Source organism: Nocardia elegans NBRC 108235 (assembly GCF_001612845.1).
Lineage (GTDB): Bacteria > Actinomycetota > Actinomycetes > Mycobacteriales > Mycobacteriaceae > Nocardia > Nocardia nova.
In genome coordinates, this window is record NZ_BDBF01000005.1 from 90,665 (window position 1) to 109,492 (window position 18,828).

21 protein-coding genes and 1 tRNA gene are annotated in these 18,828 nt (G+C 65.9%); 12 read left to right on the top strand and 10 right to left on the bottom strand.

The genetic code is table 11. The annotated features are described in order from the left end of the window. Nucleotides 1–388: 388 nt before the first annotated feature. Nucleotides 389–1,210, bottom strand: coding sequence for a hypothetical protein (locus NE2_RS04785; protein ID WP_063024194.1), 822 nt, complete (start codon nt 1,208–1,210; stop codon nt 389–391). After that, nucleotides 1,204–2,040, bottom strand: coding sequence for a sigma-70 family RNA polymerase sigma factor (locus tag NE2_RS04790; protein WP_063909272.1), 837 nt, complete (start codon nt 2,038–2,040; stop codon nt 1,204–1,206). Before NE2_RS04790 ends, NE2_RS04785 begins: the two co-directional genes overlap by 7 nt. Before the next feature lie 226 nt (nt 2,041–2,266). On the opposite strand from NE2_RS04790, the gene NE2_RS04795 reads away from it, so the two are divergent. The 6 genes from NE2_RS04795 to NE2_RS04815 all read left to right on the top strand — a co-directional run bounded on the left by NE2_RS04795 (nt 2,267) and on the right by NE2_RS04815 (nt 6,278). Beyond that, nucleotides 2,267–3,112 carry a hypothetical protein gene (locus NE2_RS04795; RefSeq protein WP_146165141.1) on the top strand — a complete coding sequence of 282 codons (846 nt, stop codon included), beginning with the start codon at nt 2,267–2,269 and terminating at the stop codon, nt 3,110–3,112. A 38-nt stretch (nt 3,113–3,150) separates the two neighbouring features. Next, nucleotides 3,151–3,468: a hypothetical protein gene (locus NE2_RS04800; RefSeq protein ID WP_063024206.1), complete on the top strand. Its 318-nt coding sequence runs from the start codon at nt 3,151–3,153 to the stop codon at nt 3,466–3,468. Continuing rightward, nucleotides 3,468–3,776 carry a hypothetical protein gene (locus NE2_RS04805; protein ID WP_106958345.1) on the top strand — a complete coding sequence of 103 codons (309 nt, stop codon included), beginning with the start codon at nt 3,468–3,470 and terminating at the stop codon, nt 3,774–3,776. The genes NE2_RS04800 and NE2_RS04805 overlap by 1 nt, the downstream gene beginning before the upstream one ends. Beyond that, nucleotides 3,757–4,578 carry a hypothetical protein gene (locus NE2_RS04810; RefSeq protein WP_063024210.1) on the top strand — a complete coding sequence of 274 codons (822 nt, stop codon included), beginning with the start codon at nt 3,757–3,759 and terminating at the stop codon, nt 4,576–4,578. The genes NE2_RS04805 and NE2_RS04810 overlap by 20 nt, the downstream gene beginning before the upstream one ends. A gap of 234 nt (nt 4,579–4,812) precedes the next feature. After that, on the top strand, nt 4,813–5,013 hold the full coding sequence (locus tag NE2_RS34720; protein WP_084493799.1) for a helix-turn-helix transcriptional regulator: 201 nt from the start codon (nt 4,813–4,815) through the stop codon (nt 5,011–5,013). Continuing rightward, entirely contained in the window at nt 5,013–6,278 is a 1,266-nt protein-coding gene (locus NE2_RS04815; protein ID WP_063024212.1) for a tyrosine-type recombinase/integrase, read from the top strand. The genes NE2_RS34720 and NE2_RS04815 overlap by 1 nt, the downstream gene beginning before the upstream one ends. 67 nt (nt 6,279–6,345) lie before the next feature. Here the strand turns inward: NE2_RS04815 and NE2_RS04820 are convergent. The 3 genes from NE2_RS04820 to NE2_RS04830 form a co-directional block, all read right to left on the bottom strand. Beyond that, nucleotides 6,346–6,419, bottom strand: a tRNA-Pro gene (locus NE2_RS04820). A gap of 56 nt (nt 6,420–6,475) precedes the next feature. Beyond that, on the bottom strand, nt 6,476–7,903 hold the full coding sequence (locus NE2_RS37495; protein WP_146165142.1) for a DUF8017 domain-containing protein: 1,428 nt from the start codon (nt 7,901–7,903) through the stop codon (nt 6,476–6,478). A 39-nt stretch (nt 7,904–7,942) separates the two neighbouring features. Beyond that, the gene (locus NE2_RS04830; RefSeq protein WP_063024216.1) at nt 7,943–8,929 is read right to left on the bottom strand and encodes a metallophosphoesterase; all 987 of its coding nucleotides are present in this window, start codon (nt 8,927–8,929) and stop codon (nt 7,943–7,945) included. Between the two features lie 148 nt (nt 8,930–9,077). On the opposite strand from NE2_RS04830, the gene NE2_RS04835 reads away from it, so the two are divergent. Then, nucleotides 9,078–9,542 (top strand): GatB/YqeY domain-containing protein, encoded by a 465-nt coding sequence (locus NE2_RS04835; RefSeq protein ID WP_063019084.1) that lies wholly within the window; start codon nt 9,078–9,080, stop codon nt 9,540–9,542. Nucleotides 9,543–9,605: 63 nt separating this feature from the next. Here NE2_RS04835 and NE2_RS04840 read toward each other — a convergent pair whose 3' ends face one another. Next, nucleotides 9,606–11,969, bottom strand: coding sequence for a penicillin-binding protein (locus NE2_RS04840; RefSeq protein WP_063024218.1), 2,364 nt, complete (start codon nt 11,967–11,969; stop codon nt 9,606–9,608). Nucleotides 11,970–12,250: 281 nt separating this feature from the next. On the opposite strand from NE2_RS04840, the gene NE2_RS04845 reads away from it, so the two are divergent. Further along, nucleotides 12,251–12,574: a WhiB family transcriptional regulator gene (locus NE2_RS04845; protein ID WP_030516437.1), complete on the top strand. Its 324-nt coding sequence runs from the start codon at nt 12,251–12,253 to the stop codon at nt 12,572–12,574. A 100-nt stretch (nt 12,575–12,674) separates the two neighbouring features. On the opposite strand, the gene bagB is transcribed toward NE2_RS04845, so the two are convergent. Beyond that, on the bottom strand, nt 12,675–13,880 hold the full coding sequence (gene bagB / locus NE2_RS04850) for an ATPase BagB (protein ID WP_063024220.1): 1,206 nt from the start codon (nt 13,878–13,880) through the stop codon (nt 12,675–12,677). After that, the gene (gene bagA / locus NE2_RS04855) at nt 13,880–14,917 is read right to left on the bottom strand and encodes an ATPase BagA (protein ID WP_063024221.1); all 1,038 of its coding nucleotides are present in this window, start codon (nt 14,915–14,917) and stop codon (nt 13,880–13,882) included. Before bagA ends, bagB begins: the two co-directional genes overlap by 1 nt. A gap of 164 nt (nt 14,918–15,081) precedes the next feature. Here bagA and sp36 point away from each other — a divergent pair, with 164 nt between their 5' ends. Genes sp36 through NE2_RS04865 form a run of 3 tightly spaced genes read left to right on the top strand, consistent with a single transcriptional unit; the run spans nt 15,082 to nt 16,511 of the window. Beyond that, complete coding sequence (gene sp36 / locus NE2_RS35465) at nt 15,082–15,246, top strand: Sp36 family protein (protein WP_085997207.1); 165 nt, start codon at nt 15,082–15,084, stop codon at nt 15,244–15,246. After that, nucleotides 15,243–15,710 carry a RidA family protein gene (locus tag NE2_RS04860; protein WP_030516434.1) on the top strand — a complete coding sequence of 156 codons (468 nt, stop codon included), beginning with the start codon at nt 15,243–15,245 and terminating at the stop codon, nt 15,708–15,710. Before sp36 ends, NE2_RS04860 begins: the two co-directional genes overlap by 4 nt. A gap of 9 nt (nt 15,711–15,719) precedes the next feature. Further along, the gene (locus NE2_RS04865; protein WP_030516433.1) at nt 15,720–16,511 is read left to right on the top strand and encodes an MBL fold metallo-hydrolase; all 792 of its coding nucleotides are present in this window, start codon (nt 15,720–15,722) and stop codon (nt 16,509–16,511) included. A 31-nt stretch (nt 16,512–16,542) separates the two neighbouring features. Here NE2_RS04865 and NE2_RS04870 read toward each other — a convergent pair whose 3' ends face one another. Together NE2_RS04870 and NE2_RS04875 are read right to left on the bottom strand one after the other, a co-directional pair. Next, nucleotides 16,543–17,217, bottom strand: a complete 675-nt coding sequence (locus tag NE2_RS04870; RefSeq protein ID WP_019044571.1) for a Crp/Fnr family transcriptional regulator — start codon at nt 17,215–17,217, stop codon at nt 16,543–16,545. Between the two features lie 269 nt (nt 17,218–17,486). Beyond that, a complete protein-coding gene (locus tag NE2_RS04875) occupies nt 17,487–17,726 on the bottom strand; it encodes a hypothetical protein (RefSeq protein ID WP_030516432.1) in 240 nt (79 codons plus the stop codon). 262 nt (nt 17,727–17,988) lie between these two features. Here NE2_RS04875 and nth point away from each other — a divergent pair, with 262 nt between their 5' ends. Then, nucleotides 17,989–18,696 (top strand): endonuclease III, encoded by a 708-nt coding sequence (nth, locus tag NE2_RS04880; protein ID WP_063024245.1) that lies wholly within the window; start codon nt 17,989–17,991, stop codon nt 18,694–18,696. Nucleotides 18,697–18,828 lie beyond the last annotated feature (132 nt).

An 18,828-nucleotide genomic window follows, 5' to 3' on the forward strand; every position in this document is an offset into this window, starting at 1 on the left:
GTACAGTCCACTCTGCCTCCATCGCCTGAACTCAAATGATCTTGGTGGACTGAGATCCGGCCGGACCGTGCGCCCCCAAAACCCTCCTCTACCAGTGGTTTTCGTGTGGTGTCGCTCTGCCTCTGCGGAAGGTCACTAAACACACCCTGCGGGCGCATTTAGTGACCTTCCGCAGAGGCAGAGCGACAGTTGGCATTCTGGCTGGTGGGGGACGGTTTTGGGGACGGATTGTGTACGACTGATGTGACTGGACGAAGGAAGACCGGCACGGGAGGGTGGATGGTTGCGATATCTGGACAGGCTGCGGTTGGGAGACCCGGCACAGGAACGACCGGCACCGGGAAGTTGGTTGGCTGTTCCGGTGAGATGCCCGTCTTCCGTTGATATGTCAATCCATGAATCGCGCGACGGCAATCGTCTTGTCGTCGTGACGCTTGGCGCGAGGCAGCTTCGCTCCGCTCGGATCGATCTCGGCTTCCCATCTCTGGCACCGGGCGAGGAGGTCTGCTAGCTCAGCAGAGCCGAGCGGCGCGATCTCGTGCCATGGAACGTCGAGGGCTGCTATCAAGTCGGCAGCGCCGTCGGTGGCGAGGATGACCCATGCAACCTCGGTGACTGCGAGAGACTTCGTTAGGGCTTGACGCGCGGCTGTCGGATCGGCCGAGGCGATCCAATATCCTCCCGGAACGTTTCGGTAATTCCGTTGTGCCTCTTGTAATTTCATCAGCAATGACCGGTGCGCTTCATCGTATCCGCCGCCAGCACGAAGGCGAGATCTGTACTGCTCAGACATTGAGAGTCCGAGCTGTTCGAGCCGATCGTCGCAGAGAATTTCAGCCGGCGAGCCGTCGGCACGTCCGATGACGATGAGGGAATCGCCCAGCGCGAGGGCATCGAGCCGTCCCAAATCCTCTCGCATCCTGAGCCACGCAACGGTGGACGATGGCCCAGACTCGTTCCACGCATCCATGCCCAAAGAGATTGCCGTGTCTCCGATTGCGTTTTCGAGGATCTCGACCGCGGAGGCTTCCGGTCGCTCGTTGGCGGTGATACTCGCGCCCAGCTGCTGGGCATAGCGACCGGCGGGCACGTCGCTTCCTGCGAAAGACGTGGCTCCGTCGAGCACGACCACGCTGTTCGAAGTGATGACGATGCGATCAGCGTCCGAACTGGCTGGCAGCTGAGCGAAGTGGACTTGCATGTTCACCATGGGTACGGCCCGGCAATGAGTTTGCTACCGGTGATCGTGTAGTCATCGTCGAAGTCGCACGCCACGGCGCCGCTGATTGACGTGTTTTCGAAGTCTCTGAACAGGTTCGACAGGTTCGCTTGCAGCCAGTGCACCACGCCCAGTGAGCCGACGCTTGTGATTCCTGCGATGTGGACGACGACGCGCGTGTCGGTGAGATGTCGAGCGAAGTAGCCGACGTCGGAATTCGACGGAACGGGGCGCCGGTATGGAGAGTCGAACTTCGTCGCCGAACGCTGGTCGGTGATCCACCAATGTCCGTCGGCCTGTTCGAAGTCCAGCACGGGATCAGCGTCCAGCAGTGTGCGCGCCACCGGCGCAGACTTCGGGCCGCAAATAATTACGGAGTCGCCAGCAGGGACATCGGCGCGGTCAGGCTCGATAGCGAGTGGAGAGGATGCCAAGGAGAGCTTCTCCATCAGGTTCTGAATCGCGGTCTGGCTGGTGAGATCGACCGCATCAAAGAACGCTCGCTCTCGCCCTTCTTCGAGGCCGTACCTGCGAGGGATACCGACAGACACTGGCCCGACACCGAAGAACGCTCGCTCAGCTTCGGGCGCGGTGCTCCGAATCTGGGTGATGCGACCTTTCGAGATGCCAAGCCGATCAGCGATGTCCTTGTAGTTCAGCCCGAGGGTTCTGTGGGCTTCATCGATCGAGACTCGGCGCAGGCGCGCCAGCTCAGCAGCTCGCTGCTGGTAGAGCGTGATGAGTTCGGTCGCCCGCCGGCCCCGACGGAGCGGGTCGGGGTCGCGGCGCACTGCGTCGAACTCGTCATCACCTTGAGTCACATTTCCAGTTTAGGGGGTATTGACCGTCACAGACGGCAGCGCTAGCATTGGGTTTATACCGCTAAATCCATCGCGACCAACGCGATCGCGATGGTTTAGAGGTATAAACCAAGACGGCTCGCATATTAAAACTCCCCGGCAGCGCCAACTACCGGGGAGTCGAGTCCAAAGCAGTGTCCAGCTGCTTCAGCAATTTCCCACTTCCAGGACGAAAGGTCCCTGAAGCATGTCCAGTGTAGATGATTCGTTGCCTGCTGAGCAGGCTCGCGCGTCGGGGGATCGGCGCGCTCAGGCCCTTGACCGGGTCGATCGTGAGTTCAAACAGAACGTGATGGTGCGGGCGCACGAGTCCAGCGGCCTGCCGCCGCGCGAGTTCGTGCACAAGCTGTACGAGGTGATGGGCGCCGAGCCGTTCGTCGAGGCCGGACAGGAATCACGCGCCCTGCACCAGTGGGAACAGGGACAGACGGTGGTGCCCGACGACGTCATCACCGCCGCAGCGGTGTTGCTCCCGACCCAGGAAGGCCAGAACCAACGCTGGCGCTCGCACCCGGAGCGGGACCGGGCCGGACGCGCCGATCTGCCTGTCGGCCCGGTGTCGATCGACGAGCAGGCCGAGGCGATCGACCGCGCCGATCGTGAGTTCAAACGCAACGTGATGGTGCGGGCGCGGGAGGCCAGCGGGCTCAAGCGGCAGCCGTTCGCGCGCCAGCTGTACGAGGCGATGGACGCCGGACCGGCCAACGGCAAGGAATGGCGTGATGTCCAGCAGTGGGAAAGCGGCTGGCTGGAGCCATCCAACGAGGCTGTTGCCGCCGCGTCCGGACTGATCCCGACTCGCCCGGATGGCCGAGGCCGAGACTGGGGCCCGGCACCGACTCGCCCCGGGATCGTGGACCTGGACGCGATGCAGGACGCCACCGAGCGCACTGGCGTCACGAAGCTGCCGCGACCGCAGATGGTTTCGACCCGCCCGACGCAGACACCGCACGTCGTGCGCGAGATGGCTCGCCCGGTGTTCCCGGCTGCGGCCGGGATAGAGCGGCCCGCAGGGTGGGAACTGGCCCGATGAGCCCGTCGAGAGACTTCGGAGATTCCACACCCGATCAGATGACTGGCATCGGCGGCCAGCCGCTTACACGGACCCGCGCCGAGGCCGCGAGTCTGATCGTGGAGGACCTTGTCCGGCAGGGAATTCCGGAACAGGAGCTACGGCGAGCACTCGACAACCGCGCGCAACTGCGGCGTCTTGGCGCCGCGGAGACGTCCGGGCAGCGGCCCGGCCAGGTGGTGCAGATCGCGCCCGAGTATCGACCCGGAGCGCCGATCACCCGACCACGGTGGGAGAACGATCGGCCGGCACCGACTCGCGCGCTGATGAGCTGGGTCGAGGTGGAACCGGCATCGGGGTGGGAGGTGAGTCTGTGATGCGTAGTCCAGCGGAGATCGCGGCCGGAATGCATGAGCCGCAACCATTTTCGAACCCGCTGAAGTTCGACATCTGGGCCGGGAACTGGTGTTGGCGGTGCGAGCACGAGGACTGGGCGTTCAACACCCGGTTCTGCCCAATCCTGTCCCACATGATCGCTCACGCCAAAACTCCGTCCGAATGGGTGCCCGGCCAAGCCGTCGACAGTAGCGAGGAGTTCGTGTGCGTCGAGTTCTCTCACGACATCCGTTTCGACGAAGACGACGACGAGGAGGAGGACGGTCCGTATGACTCAGCGTCGCAATAAGCTTCGCGAATGGACTGACCGCGACGACCAGATGATGCGCTTTCTCGCGCAGCAGTGGTGCGCAGACCTCACCGCCGTCCGGCTGGCACTCGGGATCGGTCGGGCTCGCGCCTACGAATTGCTCATCGAGTGGCGGGACGACTTCCAGATGATCAATTGCGAAAACATCCGCCCTGGTGGGCAGCCAGGTGAGTCGTACACGGTGATGTGGTTGCGCCCGTCGAAAGTTGAACGGTTCCTCGGGCGGAAGCCGCATCGCCCGTGGACAGCTACCCGGAGCAACATTGCGCACAAGGTGCAGGTTGCTCGCACGCGTGCCGCTTTGTGCGGACTTGATGCCGAGAATTGGGTACCAGAGCGGCAGCTGTGGCGCGGCGCCTGGCAGACCGCAGGCATGAGTATCGGCGGCGCGGGCCTGCGCACCGGCCGTGTTGCCCTGCGCACCGATGGTGCGCACTTGCCCGCGAGCGCACACAGCCGGGGCGGCAGGTCGCTCCCGCACGTGCACGACGGCCGATACCGCCAGGGTGACCGTTGGTGGTCGGTTGAGGTCGAGTTGACCTTGAAAAAGAACTCGGCGCGTCTGGCATCTACGGTGCTCGCTGCGGTGAGGGCTCTGCCCGCCGGCGACTCGCTGTTGTATCTGTACGCAAACGATCGCGTCGGCAACGCACTGGATCGAACGATTACGCACCTCATCGAGACAGGCCAGGTTATGCCGCGCCGCACACCAATTCGAACGCTGGATCTCGACACAGTGATCAGTAACCGCAACATCGACCTGCCGGGGCTGGCGTCGTGAACGGTGTGCAGCGCACCGATCGGTGCGGGCCGGTGCGCACGGCGGTGCGCAGTTGTCGCGAGCGCACCGCGACCAGGTGCGTTGGTCGCCGAGTGCTGCGCACAGTCGATGCGCAGCGCGGTGCACACCGCAAGCCGTCGACGGAACGGATCAAGACCGAAACTTCGCCGGTGCCGGTCCAATCGGCCCCGCTCGCAAACCAGAGATTGCCGCTAGAGGAAGGAGCACCGCGCTATGGAGATTGATCGGTTCTTGCAGGCGAAGGACTGTGAGCTGATGACGGGGATCGCAGCGTCTACGTGGCGATGGTGGGCCTACAACGGACAGGGGCCGAAGAGTTTCAAACTCGGTGGCCGTCGCGTGTGGCGCGAATCTGTTGTCATGGAATGGATTGCGACACAGGAGGCCACCACCAGCACTGGAGGAGAGGACTGATGGTGATCCGGCGCAACCGCCGGGCCGGGGTCGAGGACCGGTGGTACAAGACAATCACAGTCGAGAACGCCGACGGGGAGAAGTCGCGCCAGCGTGTGCGATCGGCCAACTACGGTTGCCGGAAAAGGTGGCGCGCCCGGTACGTGGACGACGAGGGCCAGGAGCATTCGCAGAGCTTCGAGCGTAAGCCCGACGCACAGGCGTGGTTGGACGGCGTCGTCAGCTCGTTGGTCACCGGCACTCACATCGCGCCGTCGGCCGGGCGGGAGACAATCGGCGCGGCAGGCAGGCGTTGGCTCGACACCCAGGGGCATCTAAAGGCCACCACCGACGCCACACGGCGCGACACCTGGCGCCCGCATGTCGAACCGCGGTGGGGCAACATCGAGATCCGCAACGTGCGAACCAGCGATGTGCGCGCGTGGGTCGCCCAGATGGTTGCCGACGGCGCGGGCGTGCCGACCATCGAAAACGCGGTCGGCATCCTCCGCATGATTCTTGAGACCGCCGTCGAGGACCGGCAGATACTCCGGAACCCGTGTACCGGGGTGAAACTACCGAGGCGACAGCACAAACAGCGCGGCTACCTCACTCACGTGCAGGTCGAACTGCTTGCTCGAAACATCACCGAGAAGCCCACAGTCATAAGATTTTTGGCCTACACGGGACTCCGGTGGGGCGAGATGGCCGCGCTGAAGGTTTCCAATTTCGACATGCTCCGGCGTCGCGTCAATGTCATCGAGGCTGTCGCCGAGGTGAAGGGCAAGCTGGTGTGGTCGACGGCGAAAACCTACGAGCGTCGATCGGTACCGTTCCCGAAATTTCTCGCCGAGGAACTCGCCGGCCTCATGCGGGGTAAGGGGCGAGACGACCTGGTGTTCACTTCGGTCGAGGGCCAGGTGCTCCGGGTATCCACATATCGCAAGCGCGTCTTCAATCCGGCTGTGAAGCGGATCCAAGAGGCCGAACGGAAGCGGACAGCAGGAGCCCGGAACCTGCCACCGGGTGCGAGTTTCCCGAAGGTGACGCCTCGCGACCTTCGGCATACTGCTGCCTCGCTGGCGATCAGCGCAGGCGCCAATCCGAAGGCTGTGCAGTTGATGCTCGGACACAAGTCCGCAGCCATGACCCTCGATACCTACGCCGATCTGTTCCCGGATGACCTTGAGGTTGTCGCCGAGCGTTTGGACGAAGCAGCACGGTCCGCAGTCGAAGCAGCTGCGGACGAACTGCGGACGGGGACCGACGGACAGCAAATCGAATAGTTCGGAATGAGCAAGGCCCCTGACCAGCCGTACTGGTCAGGGGCCTCTACGTGTCTCCACACACGAGTCGGGGTGACAGGATTTGAACCTGCGACCTCTTCGTCCCGAACGAAGCGCGCTACCAAGCTGCGCCACACCCCGTGAGTTGAGCCTGTCGTAGCTTACAGCAGGGGGGAGCGGATCATTAAATCCGCTGGTCAGCGGGCAGGGAGGGGGCGGATGGTGGAGAGGATGCGCTTGGCGGTTTCCTTGTCCACGGACTTGTCGACGCCGGTGTCGGCGGCGACGGTCATGACGAAGTTTCCGTTTTCGCTGGGGAAGGCGAACGTGTAGACCGCGAAGGTCGTGGCGCAGCCGGGGGCCGGCGGGGGCGCGCTGCCGGTGGTCTCCACGAAGGCGCCGTGCAGCTGCCCGTCCAGCGAGACCATCGGCTCGGCGGGGGCCGGGGCGGCGACGGTGGCGTTCGACCAGCCGAACTTGGCCATCCGGGCCCCGATATCGGCGGCGGCCGCGGCCGGGTCCGTCTGGGGAGACATGGTGAGGAAGGCGTTGGTCCGGGTGTAGTTCGGGCAGTAGTTCTTGCCGTCCTGTGCCAGGCCGGCGATTTCCAGCGGATTCGATCCCGAACCCCAGGCGGCGGTGCCGACCGGATCGACCTTCCACTCCGGAGGCGCGTCGTAGGCCGCACCGCGATCGAGGATCTGGACGACCTGGTAACCGGGAACCATCGGCGGCGGCGCGGCGCCGGGCTGCGGCTTCGGCGCCGTCTGCTGCGGTCGCGAAGGTGGTGGGGGAGGCTCGTTTTCGCTACTGAGCGCACTGACCATGGACGGCTTGCCGGAACCCGTGGCGGCCGGCGAGTCGGAATGCCGGCTAGCGACCACCGCCACGGTCGCACCGATCGCCACGACGACCAGCACCCCGATTCCACTGAGCAGCAGAGCTTTCCGCCGCCGAGGCGGCTGCTCGGCCGGTACCTGCAGCAGCGCGGTGTGCGGATGCTGCCCCGTCGGCGGTCCCCAGGACGCCTGCTGCGGTGCGGGATGTGATCCGACTCCCAATTGCCAATCCGGCTCGGGGCGACCGTTGCCGTGCGGTGCCGAGAACTGTTGCTGGGAGGGAGTATTCGTGCCCGGCATCGAGCTGCCCGGCCACTGCGGCATGCCGGGTTGCACGCCGAAGGCGGTGGTGGCCGCGTCGGGTCCGCTCGGGTTGCCGAAACCGTGCGGCGACGGAGCGAAGCCGGACGGCGCGTGCGGACCAGGGACCGCATTCGAACCACGGGAGGTGTCTGCGCTCGCGCCGCCCTGCGGCGACCAGGGATGGGCCGCAGCGGATTGCCCTCCGGCAGCGTCGTTCCCGCCGAACAGCGATCCGGGCGACCGGTCCGCGTCCGGCGCCGCGGGCTTCGCGGGTTCGGCCGGAGAACCGGAGCGTCCGGGATCGCCGGCGCCGCCCGGAACGGTGGGAATCGACTGCGGCCTAGCCCACGGGGACCCTTGCGACACAGGGAAATTCGCACCCGGCACCCGCCGGATCGCCAGTGTCGGCGGGGTCTCGTTCGAGTCGGGAGTGGGTTCTCGTCGCGCGGTCGGGTCGTCGTTCCGCTCGAACCCACTGTTCACCGTGTACCCCTGCCTGATGTCGTGCCTCGGCACGCCACCCTAGCGCGCCACGGCCTCCGATTCCGAGACGCCATGGCCACTGTCGGCGATGGGGCCTTTCGGCGGTGCGGCCACCAGCGTGAGCAAGGTCGCCTCGGGGCGGCAGCAGAAGCGGTACGGCGCCCACGGCGAGGTACCCAGGCCCGCGGACACGTGCAGTCGCGTGTGCGCACCCCAGCGTGACGGGCCTTTCACCCGGGACCGATCGATGCCGCAGTTGGTGACCAGTGCGCCGAATCCCGGCAGGCACAGCTGTCCGCCGTGGGTGTGGCCGGCCAGCACCAGGTCGTACCCGTCACCGGCGAACCGGTCGAGCACCCGGGGCTCGGGCGAATGGGTGAGTCCGATGCTCAGATCGGCCAGGGGGTTCGGCGAGCCGGCGACGGTGTCGTACCGGTCACGGGACAGGTGCGGATCGTCGACGCCGGCCGTGGAGATCTTGATTCCGGCGACCTCGAGATCGCGCCGCACATGGGTCAGATCCAGCCAGCCGCGTTCGGTGAACGCCGCGCGCAGATCCTGCCAGGGCAGCGGATCCCCGTGCACTCGCTTGTGATTCTTGTCGAAGTACTTGAGCGGATTCTTCGGAACGGGCGCGAAATAGTCGTTACTGCCGAAGACGAAGATGCCCGGACGGGAGAGCAACGCCGTCAGCGACTGCACCACCGCGGGCACCGCCTTCGGGTGCGCGAGGTTGTCGCCGGTGTTGACGACCAGGTCCGGTTCCAAGGCGGCCAGTTCGCGAACCCAGGCCTGTTTGAGCTTCTGACCGGGCGTCATGTGCAGGTCGCTGATGTGCAGCACACGCAGGCTGGACGAGCCCGGCTGCAGCACCGGCATCGTGGCCTCACGAAGGACGAAGGCATTGCGTTCGATCAGCGAGGCATAGCCGATTCCGGCCACTGCGGTACCGGCGGCCGCGGCGGCGACCTTAGCTCCGGAGCCCAGCGCTGCTCGTCGAAGTGCGGGGGACGAGAATACGGGCATCAGCCCAGAATAGGCGACCACTGTGACGAATACCGAGTGTGATTCCGCACAGGCATCCGGTTTGGCGGGCGCTGTCGTACCCGTCCACCCGGCTCGACACGCGGAAATGCGGTGGGAGGGTCCGCGGACAACGGCTAGCGTGTGGCGCATGTCGGAACTCAAATCGAAGTTGCGCGCCGATCTGACCGCGGCGATGAAGGCCAAGGACACGTTGCGCCTCAGCACGCTGCGCATGCTGCTGGCAGCCGTGCAGAACGCCGAGGTCGCCGGTGCCGAGGCGAAGGAGCTCTCCGATGCCGAGGTGATCGCGGTCCTCGGCAAGGAGGCCAAGAAGCGCAACGAGGCGGCCGTCGTCTACGAACAGAACGGCCGCGGCGAACTGGCCGCCAACGAGCGCGCCGAGCAGGAGATCATCGACGAATATCTGCCGACCCCGCTCACCGAGGCCGAGGTCGCCGATATCGCCGATACCGCCATCGCCGATGTGGCCGAGCAGTTGGGTGAGCGCCCGGGCATGAAGCAGATGGGCCAGGTCATGAAGGTCGCGACGGCGCTGGCCGCGGGCCGGGCGGACGGTTCGCGGATCTCGGCCGCGGTCAAGGCCCGGCTGTAGGCTCGCCGGACAACGCAGGAGGCCGGCGAATGTGTCGCACATTCGCCGGCCTCTCGCGTATCGCTACCGGGGGATCGGAATCGGAATCGGTGGCAGCCGCGGTATCTGCGGCAGACCCGGGAGCACCGGCGGCGCCGGCGGCGGTCCGGGCTTCGGGATCTCCCGCTGCGTGCCGTCGCTGACGAGCACCGTGATCACCGATCCGGGAATGGCCGAGCCGTTCGGCGTCGTAGCGGTGACCGTCCCCTTCGCGGCCGATCCGGGCGTGGTGACCGTCGACACCTGGAAACCCGCGCCGATGAGCACCGAGCGCGCCTCGGACTCCGACATGCCGTTCACATCCGGGATCTGCGCGTTGTTCGAGCCGCGTACATATTTGTCGTCCAGCGGCGGCAGTGCGGGCGGCGGGAATTTGTCGAGTATCGGTTTGATACCGCCGAACCAGCTGCGAGCCGGTTCGTTACCGCCGTAGAGGTTACCGTCGCCGCAGGTGCGCAGCGGGAACGAGCAGATCTCGCCGGGCGTCGGGGAGTCGCCGTAGATGTAGGCGGCGCCGGCCATCGAATTGGTGAAGCCGAGGAAGGCCGAGGACCGGTGGGTTTCGGTGGTTCCCGTCTTGGCCGATACGGGGGCGTTCCAGCCCACCGTACGGGCTGAACCGGCCGCGGTACCGCCCACGGCGTCCTGGCTCAGCGCATTGGCCAGCGTATTCGCCAACCCGGGCTCGACGACCTGTTCACAGGCCTGCTGGGTGAGCGGAACCTGCTTACCGTCGCGGTCGATCACCTCCGCGATCGGCGAGGGCGGGCACCACTTTCCGCCGGAGGCCAGCGTCGCGGCGACATTGGACAATTCCAGCGGATTGATCGCGACCGGGCCCAGGGTGAACGAGCCGAGATTCTGCTGTTTGATCATGTCCGCCAGGCTCTGATTACCGTGGCCGGAGGTGCCCGCCTCGGCGTAGGAGCGCATCCCGAGCCGGACCGCCATATCGACCGTGGGCGTCACGCCGACATCCTGGATGAGCTTGACGAACGCGGTGTTCGGCGACTGCGCCAACGCCTCGGTCACCGACTCCGGCGATTTGTAATTACCGGCGTTCTTCACGCAATAGGTGGCGGGCGGACAGCCCGCGGCGCCACCGTTACCCATACCCTTCGCGGCGAAGAACGAGGGCACATCCAACTGAGCGCTGGTGCCCAGGCCCTTCTCCATCGCGGCGGCCGTGGTGAAGATCTTGAAAATCGATCCGGCACCGTCACCGACCATCGAATACGGCTGGGGTTGGACGGTTTGATGCGCACCCTGATCCAGACCGTAGGTGCGGCTCGAGGTCATCGCCAGGATGTGGTGGGAGTCCTGGCCGGGAGCGATGATGCTCATGACCTCGGCGATATTCTCCAGATTCGGATCGGTGTTCGCCGTGACGGCGGCCTTGACCGAATTCTGCACCGCCGGATCCAAGGTGGTGCGAATCAGATATCCGCCCTTGTCCATCTGATCCTTGCTGATTCCCGCATTGGCGAGATATTGCAGCGCGTAATCGCAGAAATAACCACGGTCACCTGCGGCGATGCATCCGCGCGGCAGCCCCTTGGGCTCCGGCAGCACGCCCAGCGGCTGTTCCTTGGCGGCACGGAATTCGTCGGCCCGGCTCGGAATGTTCTGAATCAGCGTGTCCAACACGGTATTACGCCGCTCCAGCACGCCCCTGGGGTTGGTGTACGGGTTGAGTTTGGAGCTGGACTGGACCATACCGGCGAGCATGGCGGCCTGCGCGACCTTCAAATCCTTGGCGTCGACGCCGAAATAGGTCTGCGCGGCGTCCTGAATGCCGTAGGAACCGTTGCCGAACGGCACCAGATTCAGATAGCGGGTCAGGATCTCGTCCTTGGTGAGTTCTTTCTCCAAGGTCAGAGCCATTCGGATTTCGCGCAGTTTACGGGCCGGCGTGGTCTCGATGGCGGCACGGCGTTCGGCATCGGTTTTCGCGACCACCAGCAGCTGGAAGTTCTTCACGTACTGCTGGTCGATGGTCGAGGCGCCCTGCTGTACCTCGCCGCTCGAGGTGTTGGTCAGGAATGCGCGCAGCGTGCCCTGCCAGTCGACGCCGCCGTGTTCGGCGAAGCGTTTGTCCTCGATGGAGACGATCGCCAACTTCATATCGTTGGCGATCTTGTCGCTGGGGACCTCGAAACGTCTCTGTTCGTACAGCCACGCGATGGGGGCTCCGGTCGCATCGACCATCGTCGACACCGCCGGCGCGGTGCCCGCCACCAATTCCGCGGAAACGTTGTCCACGGCATCGGCTGCGCGGTTCGACATGTACCCGAAGCCGCCGGCGAGCGGGAACAGCAATCCGGCGACGAGTACGGCCGCTAGGACGCAGGCGCCGGCGAGCCTCGCGAGCGTTTGTGAGATCGGCACGCGCCCCAGCCTAATTGGCCCGCCGTCACATGCGCGGTGCGCGGTCGGCGGCGCGCCATGACAGCTGGTCGCGAGGCCTCCGCAGGGACGGGCGTACCAGAAAATACGGGCACGGTCTTGCGCTCGCCCCATACCTTTACCTAGATTGAGAACCCAGTGTGATAGAGCTAACACTCAAAGTGGAATGTGGTGCGGAGCGCAGCGGGGTTGGGTTGCTGTGGGCTGCACGCGATTCCGGAGCGCCGTTGACCCGGTGTTCGGACTGCAAAGGGGCACACCAAATGCACATGACTACCCCCATCGCTCGATTGGACGTGGAGCAGGCCGAAGCGAGAATCGCCTGGGTGTCCCAGGCCCGATGCAAGGAAGTGGATCCCGACCAGTTGTTCGTGCGTGGTGCCGCCCAGCGCAAGGCGGCCACCATCTGTCGGCATTGCCCGGTGCTCATGGAGTGCGGTGCCGACGCCCTCGACAATCGAGTGGAATTCGGTGTGTGGGGTGGGATGACCGAGCGGCAGCGGCGTGCGCTGCTCAAGCAGCATCCCGAGGTGACCTCGTGGGCGGACTTCTTCCGTGCCCAGCGTCAGCAGAAGGTCGCGATGTAGTCGAGTACCGGTACGGTCCGAGTCCGCGCGTGCGGGCTCGGACCGTTTTTCGGCCGCTGACGTGCGGAATCGGGGCCGCACGTCAGCGCCACCGGAGAATTCAGGCCGCGTCGGGTCCGGCGAGTTGGTCGCCGACCGCGCGCAACGCGTCCAGATCGGACACTTCGAACGGCAGGGCGGTCACCGTCACGATCGGCACCCGCGGATGGGCGCCGGTGAAGCGGTGCAGCAGATGCTGTTCGCGCTTGGCGGTGACCGCGCGGTGGGCGTGGATGCGCAGGATGTCGGCGGTCAGCGTCGCGGGATCGATGGCGGCGTCGGCGGCCACGGTCTCCTTCGCGGTGCCGTCGGCATCGCTGCCGGCGCCGGGGCTCAGCCGGTCCGCGGCGGCGGTCGCCTGAGCCGACGAGAGGGTGCACAGCACCGGATGGGTGCGGTTGAGCACCAGCCCGGCCAGCGGCATTCCGTCGGTGGAGAGCCGATCCACGAAGAACGACGCCTCGCGCAGCGCGTCCGGTTCGGCTGCGGCGACCACCACGAAATGGGTGCCGGGTCGCGAGAGCATGGCGTAGGTGCGCTCGGCGCGGTCCTGGAAGCCGCCGAACATCGACTCCAGCGACTGCATGAACAGCGAGGCGTCCTTGAGCATCTGCCCGCCCACGACCGTGGACACCCCGCGCACGGCGAGGCTCATCGCGCCGGTGACGAAGCGGCCCACGCCGCGGCCGGGCGCCATGATGACGCGGATCATCCGGCCGTTGAGGAAGTTGCCGAGCCGCTTGGGCGCGTCGAGGAAGTCCAGGGCGTTGCGTGAGGGCGGCGTGTCGACGACGACCAGATCCCACTCGCGCTTGGCGACCAGCTGGCCCAGCTTCTCCATCGCCATGTACTCCTGCGTTCCGCCGAAGGAGGAGGCGACGGTTTGATAGAAGGGGTTGGCGAAGATCTGCTCGGCCTTGTCCGGGCTGGTGTGCTCGAGCACCATGTCGTCGAAGGTGCGGCGCATGTTGAGCATCATCGCGTACAGCTCGCCCTTGGCCGTCTCGGGCAGTTGCACGCGCTGGGGTGCGTTGCCGAGGTCTGTGACGCCCAGCGACTGGGCCAGCCGCCGCGCCGGGTCGATGGTCAGCACCACGACCTTGCGGCCCTGTTCGGCCGCGCGCAGGGCGATCGCCGCGGCGGTGGTGGTCTTGCCGACCCCGCCGGAGCCGCAGCACACCACCACCCGGGCGGTCGGGTCGGCGATGATGGCCTCGACATCCAGCAGCGGAGTCGCCGGCGGGATCAGCGGGCTCGGGTGGCTCATCAGCGGACTCCCTGCGCGCTCAGATGTTCGGCCAGTTCGTACAGTCCGCCCAGGTCCATACCGTCGAGCAACGCCGGCAGATACAGGCGGCTGATATCCACCTTCGCCAGTTCGGCGGAGCTGTCGTCCTGGGCCTGCAGGGTTGCCGAATGTTCCACGGCTTCCCGGATCAGCCCCTGGAAGTCGTTGTCGTCCACCGTGATTCCGGCCTCGGCCAGTCCGGCCCGGACGGCGTCCAGATCGACGTCACCGGTCGCGACGCGGGCGCGCACCGGCGCGGGGAGAAAGCCCTCGGTGGCGCGATTGACGATGACCGTGCCGATCCGGAAATCCGATTCGGTCAGCTCGGCGATCGCGTCCGAGGTCTCCTGCACCGGCAGGGCCTCGAGCAGGGTCACCAGGTGGACGACGGTCTGCTCGGAATGCAGCAGCGCCGCCACGCCCTCGGCCTGCCCGGCGATCGGCCCGCCCTTGGCGACCTCCGCCATGGCCTTGGTGACATCGAGGAATCCGGCGATGCGACCGGTCGGCGGGGCGTCTACGACGATCTCGTCGTAGACGCGCCGACCGGATTTGTCCGTGCGGACCGCGCATTCCTTGATCTTGCCGGTCAGTATCACATCGCGCAGACCCGGTGCGATCGTCGTGACGAATTCGATGGCGCCCATCCGGCGCATCGCCCGGCCCGCGAAGCCGAGGTTGTAGAACATGTCGAGATATTCGAGGAAGGCGTGTTCGATATCGAGGGCCAGGGCCATCACCTCACCGCCACCGTCGGCGGTGGCGATCTTCGTTTCGGTGGGCGGCAGTGGCGGCAGATCGAACAATTGGGCAATCGATTGGCGGCCCTCCACCTCGACCAGCAGTACCCGGCGCCCGCCTGCGGCCAATGCGAGCGCCAAAGCGCCTGCGACCGTGGATTTTCCGGTCCCGCCCTTGCCGGACACGTAATGCAGCCGCGCTTTGTCGGCTCGGTCCGGCCACCCTAATTTCAGTCCCGGCTCTTGCGAAACGGGTACTGCTGTCGGTACTCCCACGTTCGCGAGCCTATAACCCGTTACGAAACAGCGACCAGAGGATCGCCCTACTGTCTCGTAGGCCACAGCGCACTTCCGTACGAGCCGGAAATGTGCTGATCGGTCCCCGACGAGTCTTTCGGCCGCACCGTTCACCGTCGGTTCACCCAGTACGCTTCTGCGACATGAGCGATGTGACGGTCTGGGAATACGCGACGGTGCCGCTGTTGACGCATGCGACCAAACAGATTCTGGATCAGTGGGGCGCCGACGGCTGGGAGCTGGTCACGGTGCTGCCGGGGCCGACCGGTGAACAGCACGTGGCCTATCTGAAGCGGCCCAAGCAGTGACGGCCGGCACGGACTGGCGCGCCAACCTCGAGCGACTGGGTCTCGCGCTGCCGCCGGTCGCGGCTCCGGCGGGCGCCTACATTCCGGCGGTGCGCAGCGGTTCGCTGGTCTACACCGCCGGCCAGCTGCCGTTCGTCGACGGCGCGCTGTCGGCGACGGGCAAGGTCGGCGCCGACGTGAGCGTCGAGGACGCCGCGCGGGCCGCGGGCCTGTGCGCGTTGAACGCGCTGGCGGCGGTTGACGATCTGGTCGGTCTGGACGCGGTCGTGCGGATCGTGAAGGTGGTGGGATTCGTCGCCTCGGCACCGGGTTTCACCGATCAGCCGCTGGTGATCAACGGCGCATCCGAGCTGCTGGGCGAGGTGTTCGGCGCGGCGGGAGTGCACGCCCGCTCCGCGGTCGGGGTGTTCGAGTTGCCCAAGAACACTCCGGTCGAGGTGGAGCTGATCGCCGAAGTGCGGTAGGCAAGGTAGATGACCCTCACTCATCCCGCGTACGGACAACTGCGGCCGGTCACCGGTACCGCTTCGGTGTTGTTGGCCGACAATCCGAACCAGATGACGCTCGAGGGGACGAACACCTGGATTCTGCGGGCACCGGATCGATCCGACTGTGTGGTGATCGATCCGGGGCCCAAGGACAAGGCGCACAGCGAGGCGATCGCCCGCGCCACCGACGGAAATATCGCGCTGACGTTGATCACGCATCACCATCACGACCACACCGGCGGCATCGACCGGCTGGTGAAACTGACCGGAACGCCGGTACGCGCGATGGATCCGAAATATCTGTCCGGCTCCTCGGCGCCGCTCACCGACGGTGAGGTCGTCGAGGCGGCCGGGCTGCGCCTGACGGTGCTGGGCACCCCGGGACATACCCAAGATTCGGTCAGTCTGCTACTCGACGACGCGCTGATCACCGGCGATACCGTGCTCGGCAGCGGGACGACGGTGCTGGAATCGCGCGACGACGCGCTCGGCGACTATCTCGACTCCCTCGAACTGCTCGCCCGGCACGCCCCCGGCCGTGCGCTGCTCCCGGCGCACGGCCCCGATCATCCGCAGGCCGAACCGGTGATCGGCTACTACATCGAACATCGGCATCAGCGCCTGAACCAGGTGCGGGCGGCGTTACGCGAACTCGGTGAGAACGCGACACCGCTGCAGGTCGTGGCGAAGGTGTACGCCGATGTGGACAAACGGCTGTGGCCGGCCGCGCGCAGCTCGGTCAAGGCCCAGCTCGCCTATCTGCGCGGCCGGAACTGATCCGGATGCGCCGGAGCGCGGTGGGAGATCCCTACCGCGCCCGGCGAGCCAGCCGCTCCGAATCGGAGATCAGCACGCTCTTGCCCTCGAGCCGCAGCCACCCGCGGTGGGCGAAATCGGCCAGGGCCTTGTTCACCGTCTCGCGCGAGGCGCCGACCAGCTGAGCGATCTCTTCCTGAGTGAGGTCGTGGGTGACCCGCAGGGCGCCGGCCTCCTGGGTGCCGAACCGCTGCGCGAGCTGCAACAGCGCCTTGGCGACTCGACCCGGGACATCGGTGAAGATCAGGTCGGCCAGGTTGTTGTTGGTACGCCGGAGGCGGCGGGCGAGCACCCGCAGCAACTGTTCGGCGATCTCCGGTCGCTGGTCGATCCAGGCCTTGAGCGCATCGCGATCCATGGTCACCGCACGCACCTCGGTCACGGTGGTGGCCGTGGAGGTACGCGGGCCCGGGTCGAAGATCGACAGCTCGCCGAACATATCCGACGGGCCCATGATGGTCAGCAGATTCTCGCGCCCGTCCGGGGAACGGCGGCCGATCTTCACCTTGCCCGACGTGATGATGTACAGCCGATCGCCGGGCTCGCCCTCATTGAAAATGACATGGCCACGTGGAAAATCCACCGGCTGAAGCTGTTTGGCGAGAGCAGCCACCGCGGTGGGCTCGACGCCTTGGAAGATGCCTGCTCTGGCGAGGGCCTCGTCCACGAATGTGCTCCTTATGGGAATTGACGGTGCTTACTGCGGCGTCAGCGGGTCCCTACGTGGTACGCAGGCTGCCGCCTGGCTCGGCGTCGCTCGCCACAGTGCTGGACCGAAGCGTTCGGCCGACAGTGCAGTCTACTTGCCATCCACGCAGCGTAGTGACAGACACCACGTAACGTGCGGTTTGTGAACGGGCGCGGCGTCGCGGAAAGTTCCCGGGCTCGAGTATTCGCGGGTCGGGCGCGGCGGTATCGCCGGACGGCGGAATCGGTCTAACTGGCTTGGGCGACGTCCAATTCGTCGCGATTACGGCGGCGGCCGCCGGAGCCGGCGTGTGCGGGCACGCCCAACTTGGCCAGCTCGTTGACCTCGGCATTGCTGGCCCTGTCCAGATATTGCTGGACCTCTTCACCCGGTTCGAGCAGCTTGCGCAGGCGGTTTTCGACACGTTCCATGAACAGTGCGAAAAGCATCAACACCACCGGGAAGAGCACCACAGCGAGTCCTTGCATACGGGTGAGTAAACACGGAGAAGGTCTCAGATGGAACACGGGAGGAGTTCGCGATCGCGCTCGCGTCGGTGCGGTTCCGTATGGTGGACGAGTGCGTGAACCCAGATCCACCGCCGTGAACGGGCACGAGACGGCCGCGACGGCCACCGATGCGGCGTCGGTCACAACGACCGAATCGAGTTCTCCGGCTCGAAAAAAACTTCCGCAGAAATCCGCGCGCGCGAACTCGAAACCAGCCGCCCGATTCGCCGACGAAACCCGGCTGGGTCTGGTACGTCGCGCCCGGCGGATGAATCGCACGCTGGCGTTGGCATTTCCCGACGCGCACTGCGAACTGGATTTCACCACCCCGCTCGAATTGGCCGTGGCCACAATCCTTTCCGCGCAATGCACCGACGTCCGGGTGAATCAGACGACTCCGGCATTGTTCGCCCGGTATCGCGACGCCAAGGCCTATGCCGAGGCCGATCGCACGGAACTCGAGGAATATATCCGGCCCACCGGCTTCTATCGCAACAAGACGAGTTCGCTGATCGGGCTGGGACAGGCGCTGCTGGAACACCATGACGGCGTCCTGCCGCACACGCTGGCCGAATTGGTGAAGCTGCCGGGCATCGGGCGCAAGACCGCCAACGTCATCCTCGGCAACGCCTTCGATGTGCCGGGAATCACTGTCGACACCCATTTCTCGCGGCTGGTGCAGCGGTGGAAATGGACCACCGAGGACGACCCGGTCAAGATCGAACACGCCGTCGGCGAACTGATCGAGCGCAAGGAATGGACGATGCTCTCGCATCGGGTGATCTTCCACGGCCGCCGCGTCTGCCATTCCCGTAAACCGGCGTGCGGCGCCTGCCTGCTGGCCAAGGATTGCCCCTCCTTCGGAATCGGCCCGACCGACCCCGCGACGGCCGCCGCACTGGTGAAGGGACCCGAGGCCGAGCATCTGCTCGAATTGGTGGGCCGGTGAAGTCGGTTCCTGCGGCGTGGCGATGGGCGTTCGTCGTTCTGATAGCTGTGGTGGCGCTCGCCGTCGCGGTCTGGCCGCGCGGTGACCACGACGGTCCGTCCGTGACCGCCACCGCGGTGCAGGGCGGGCCGG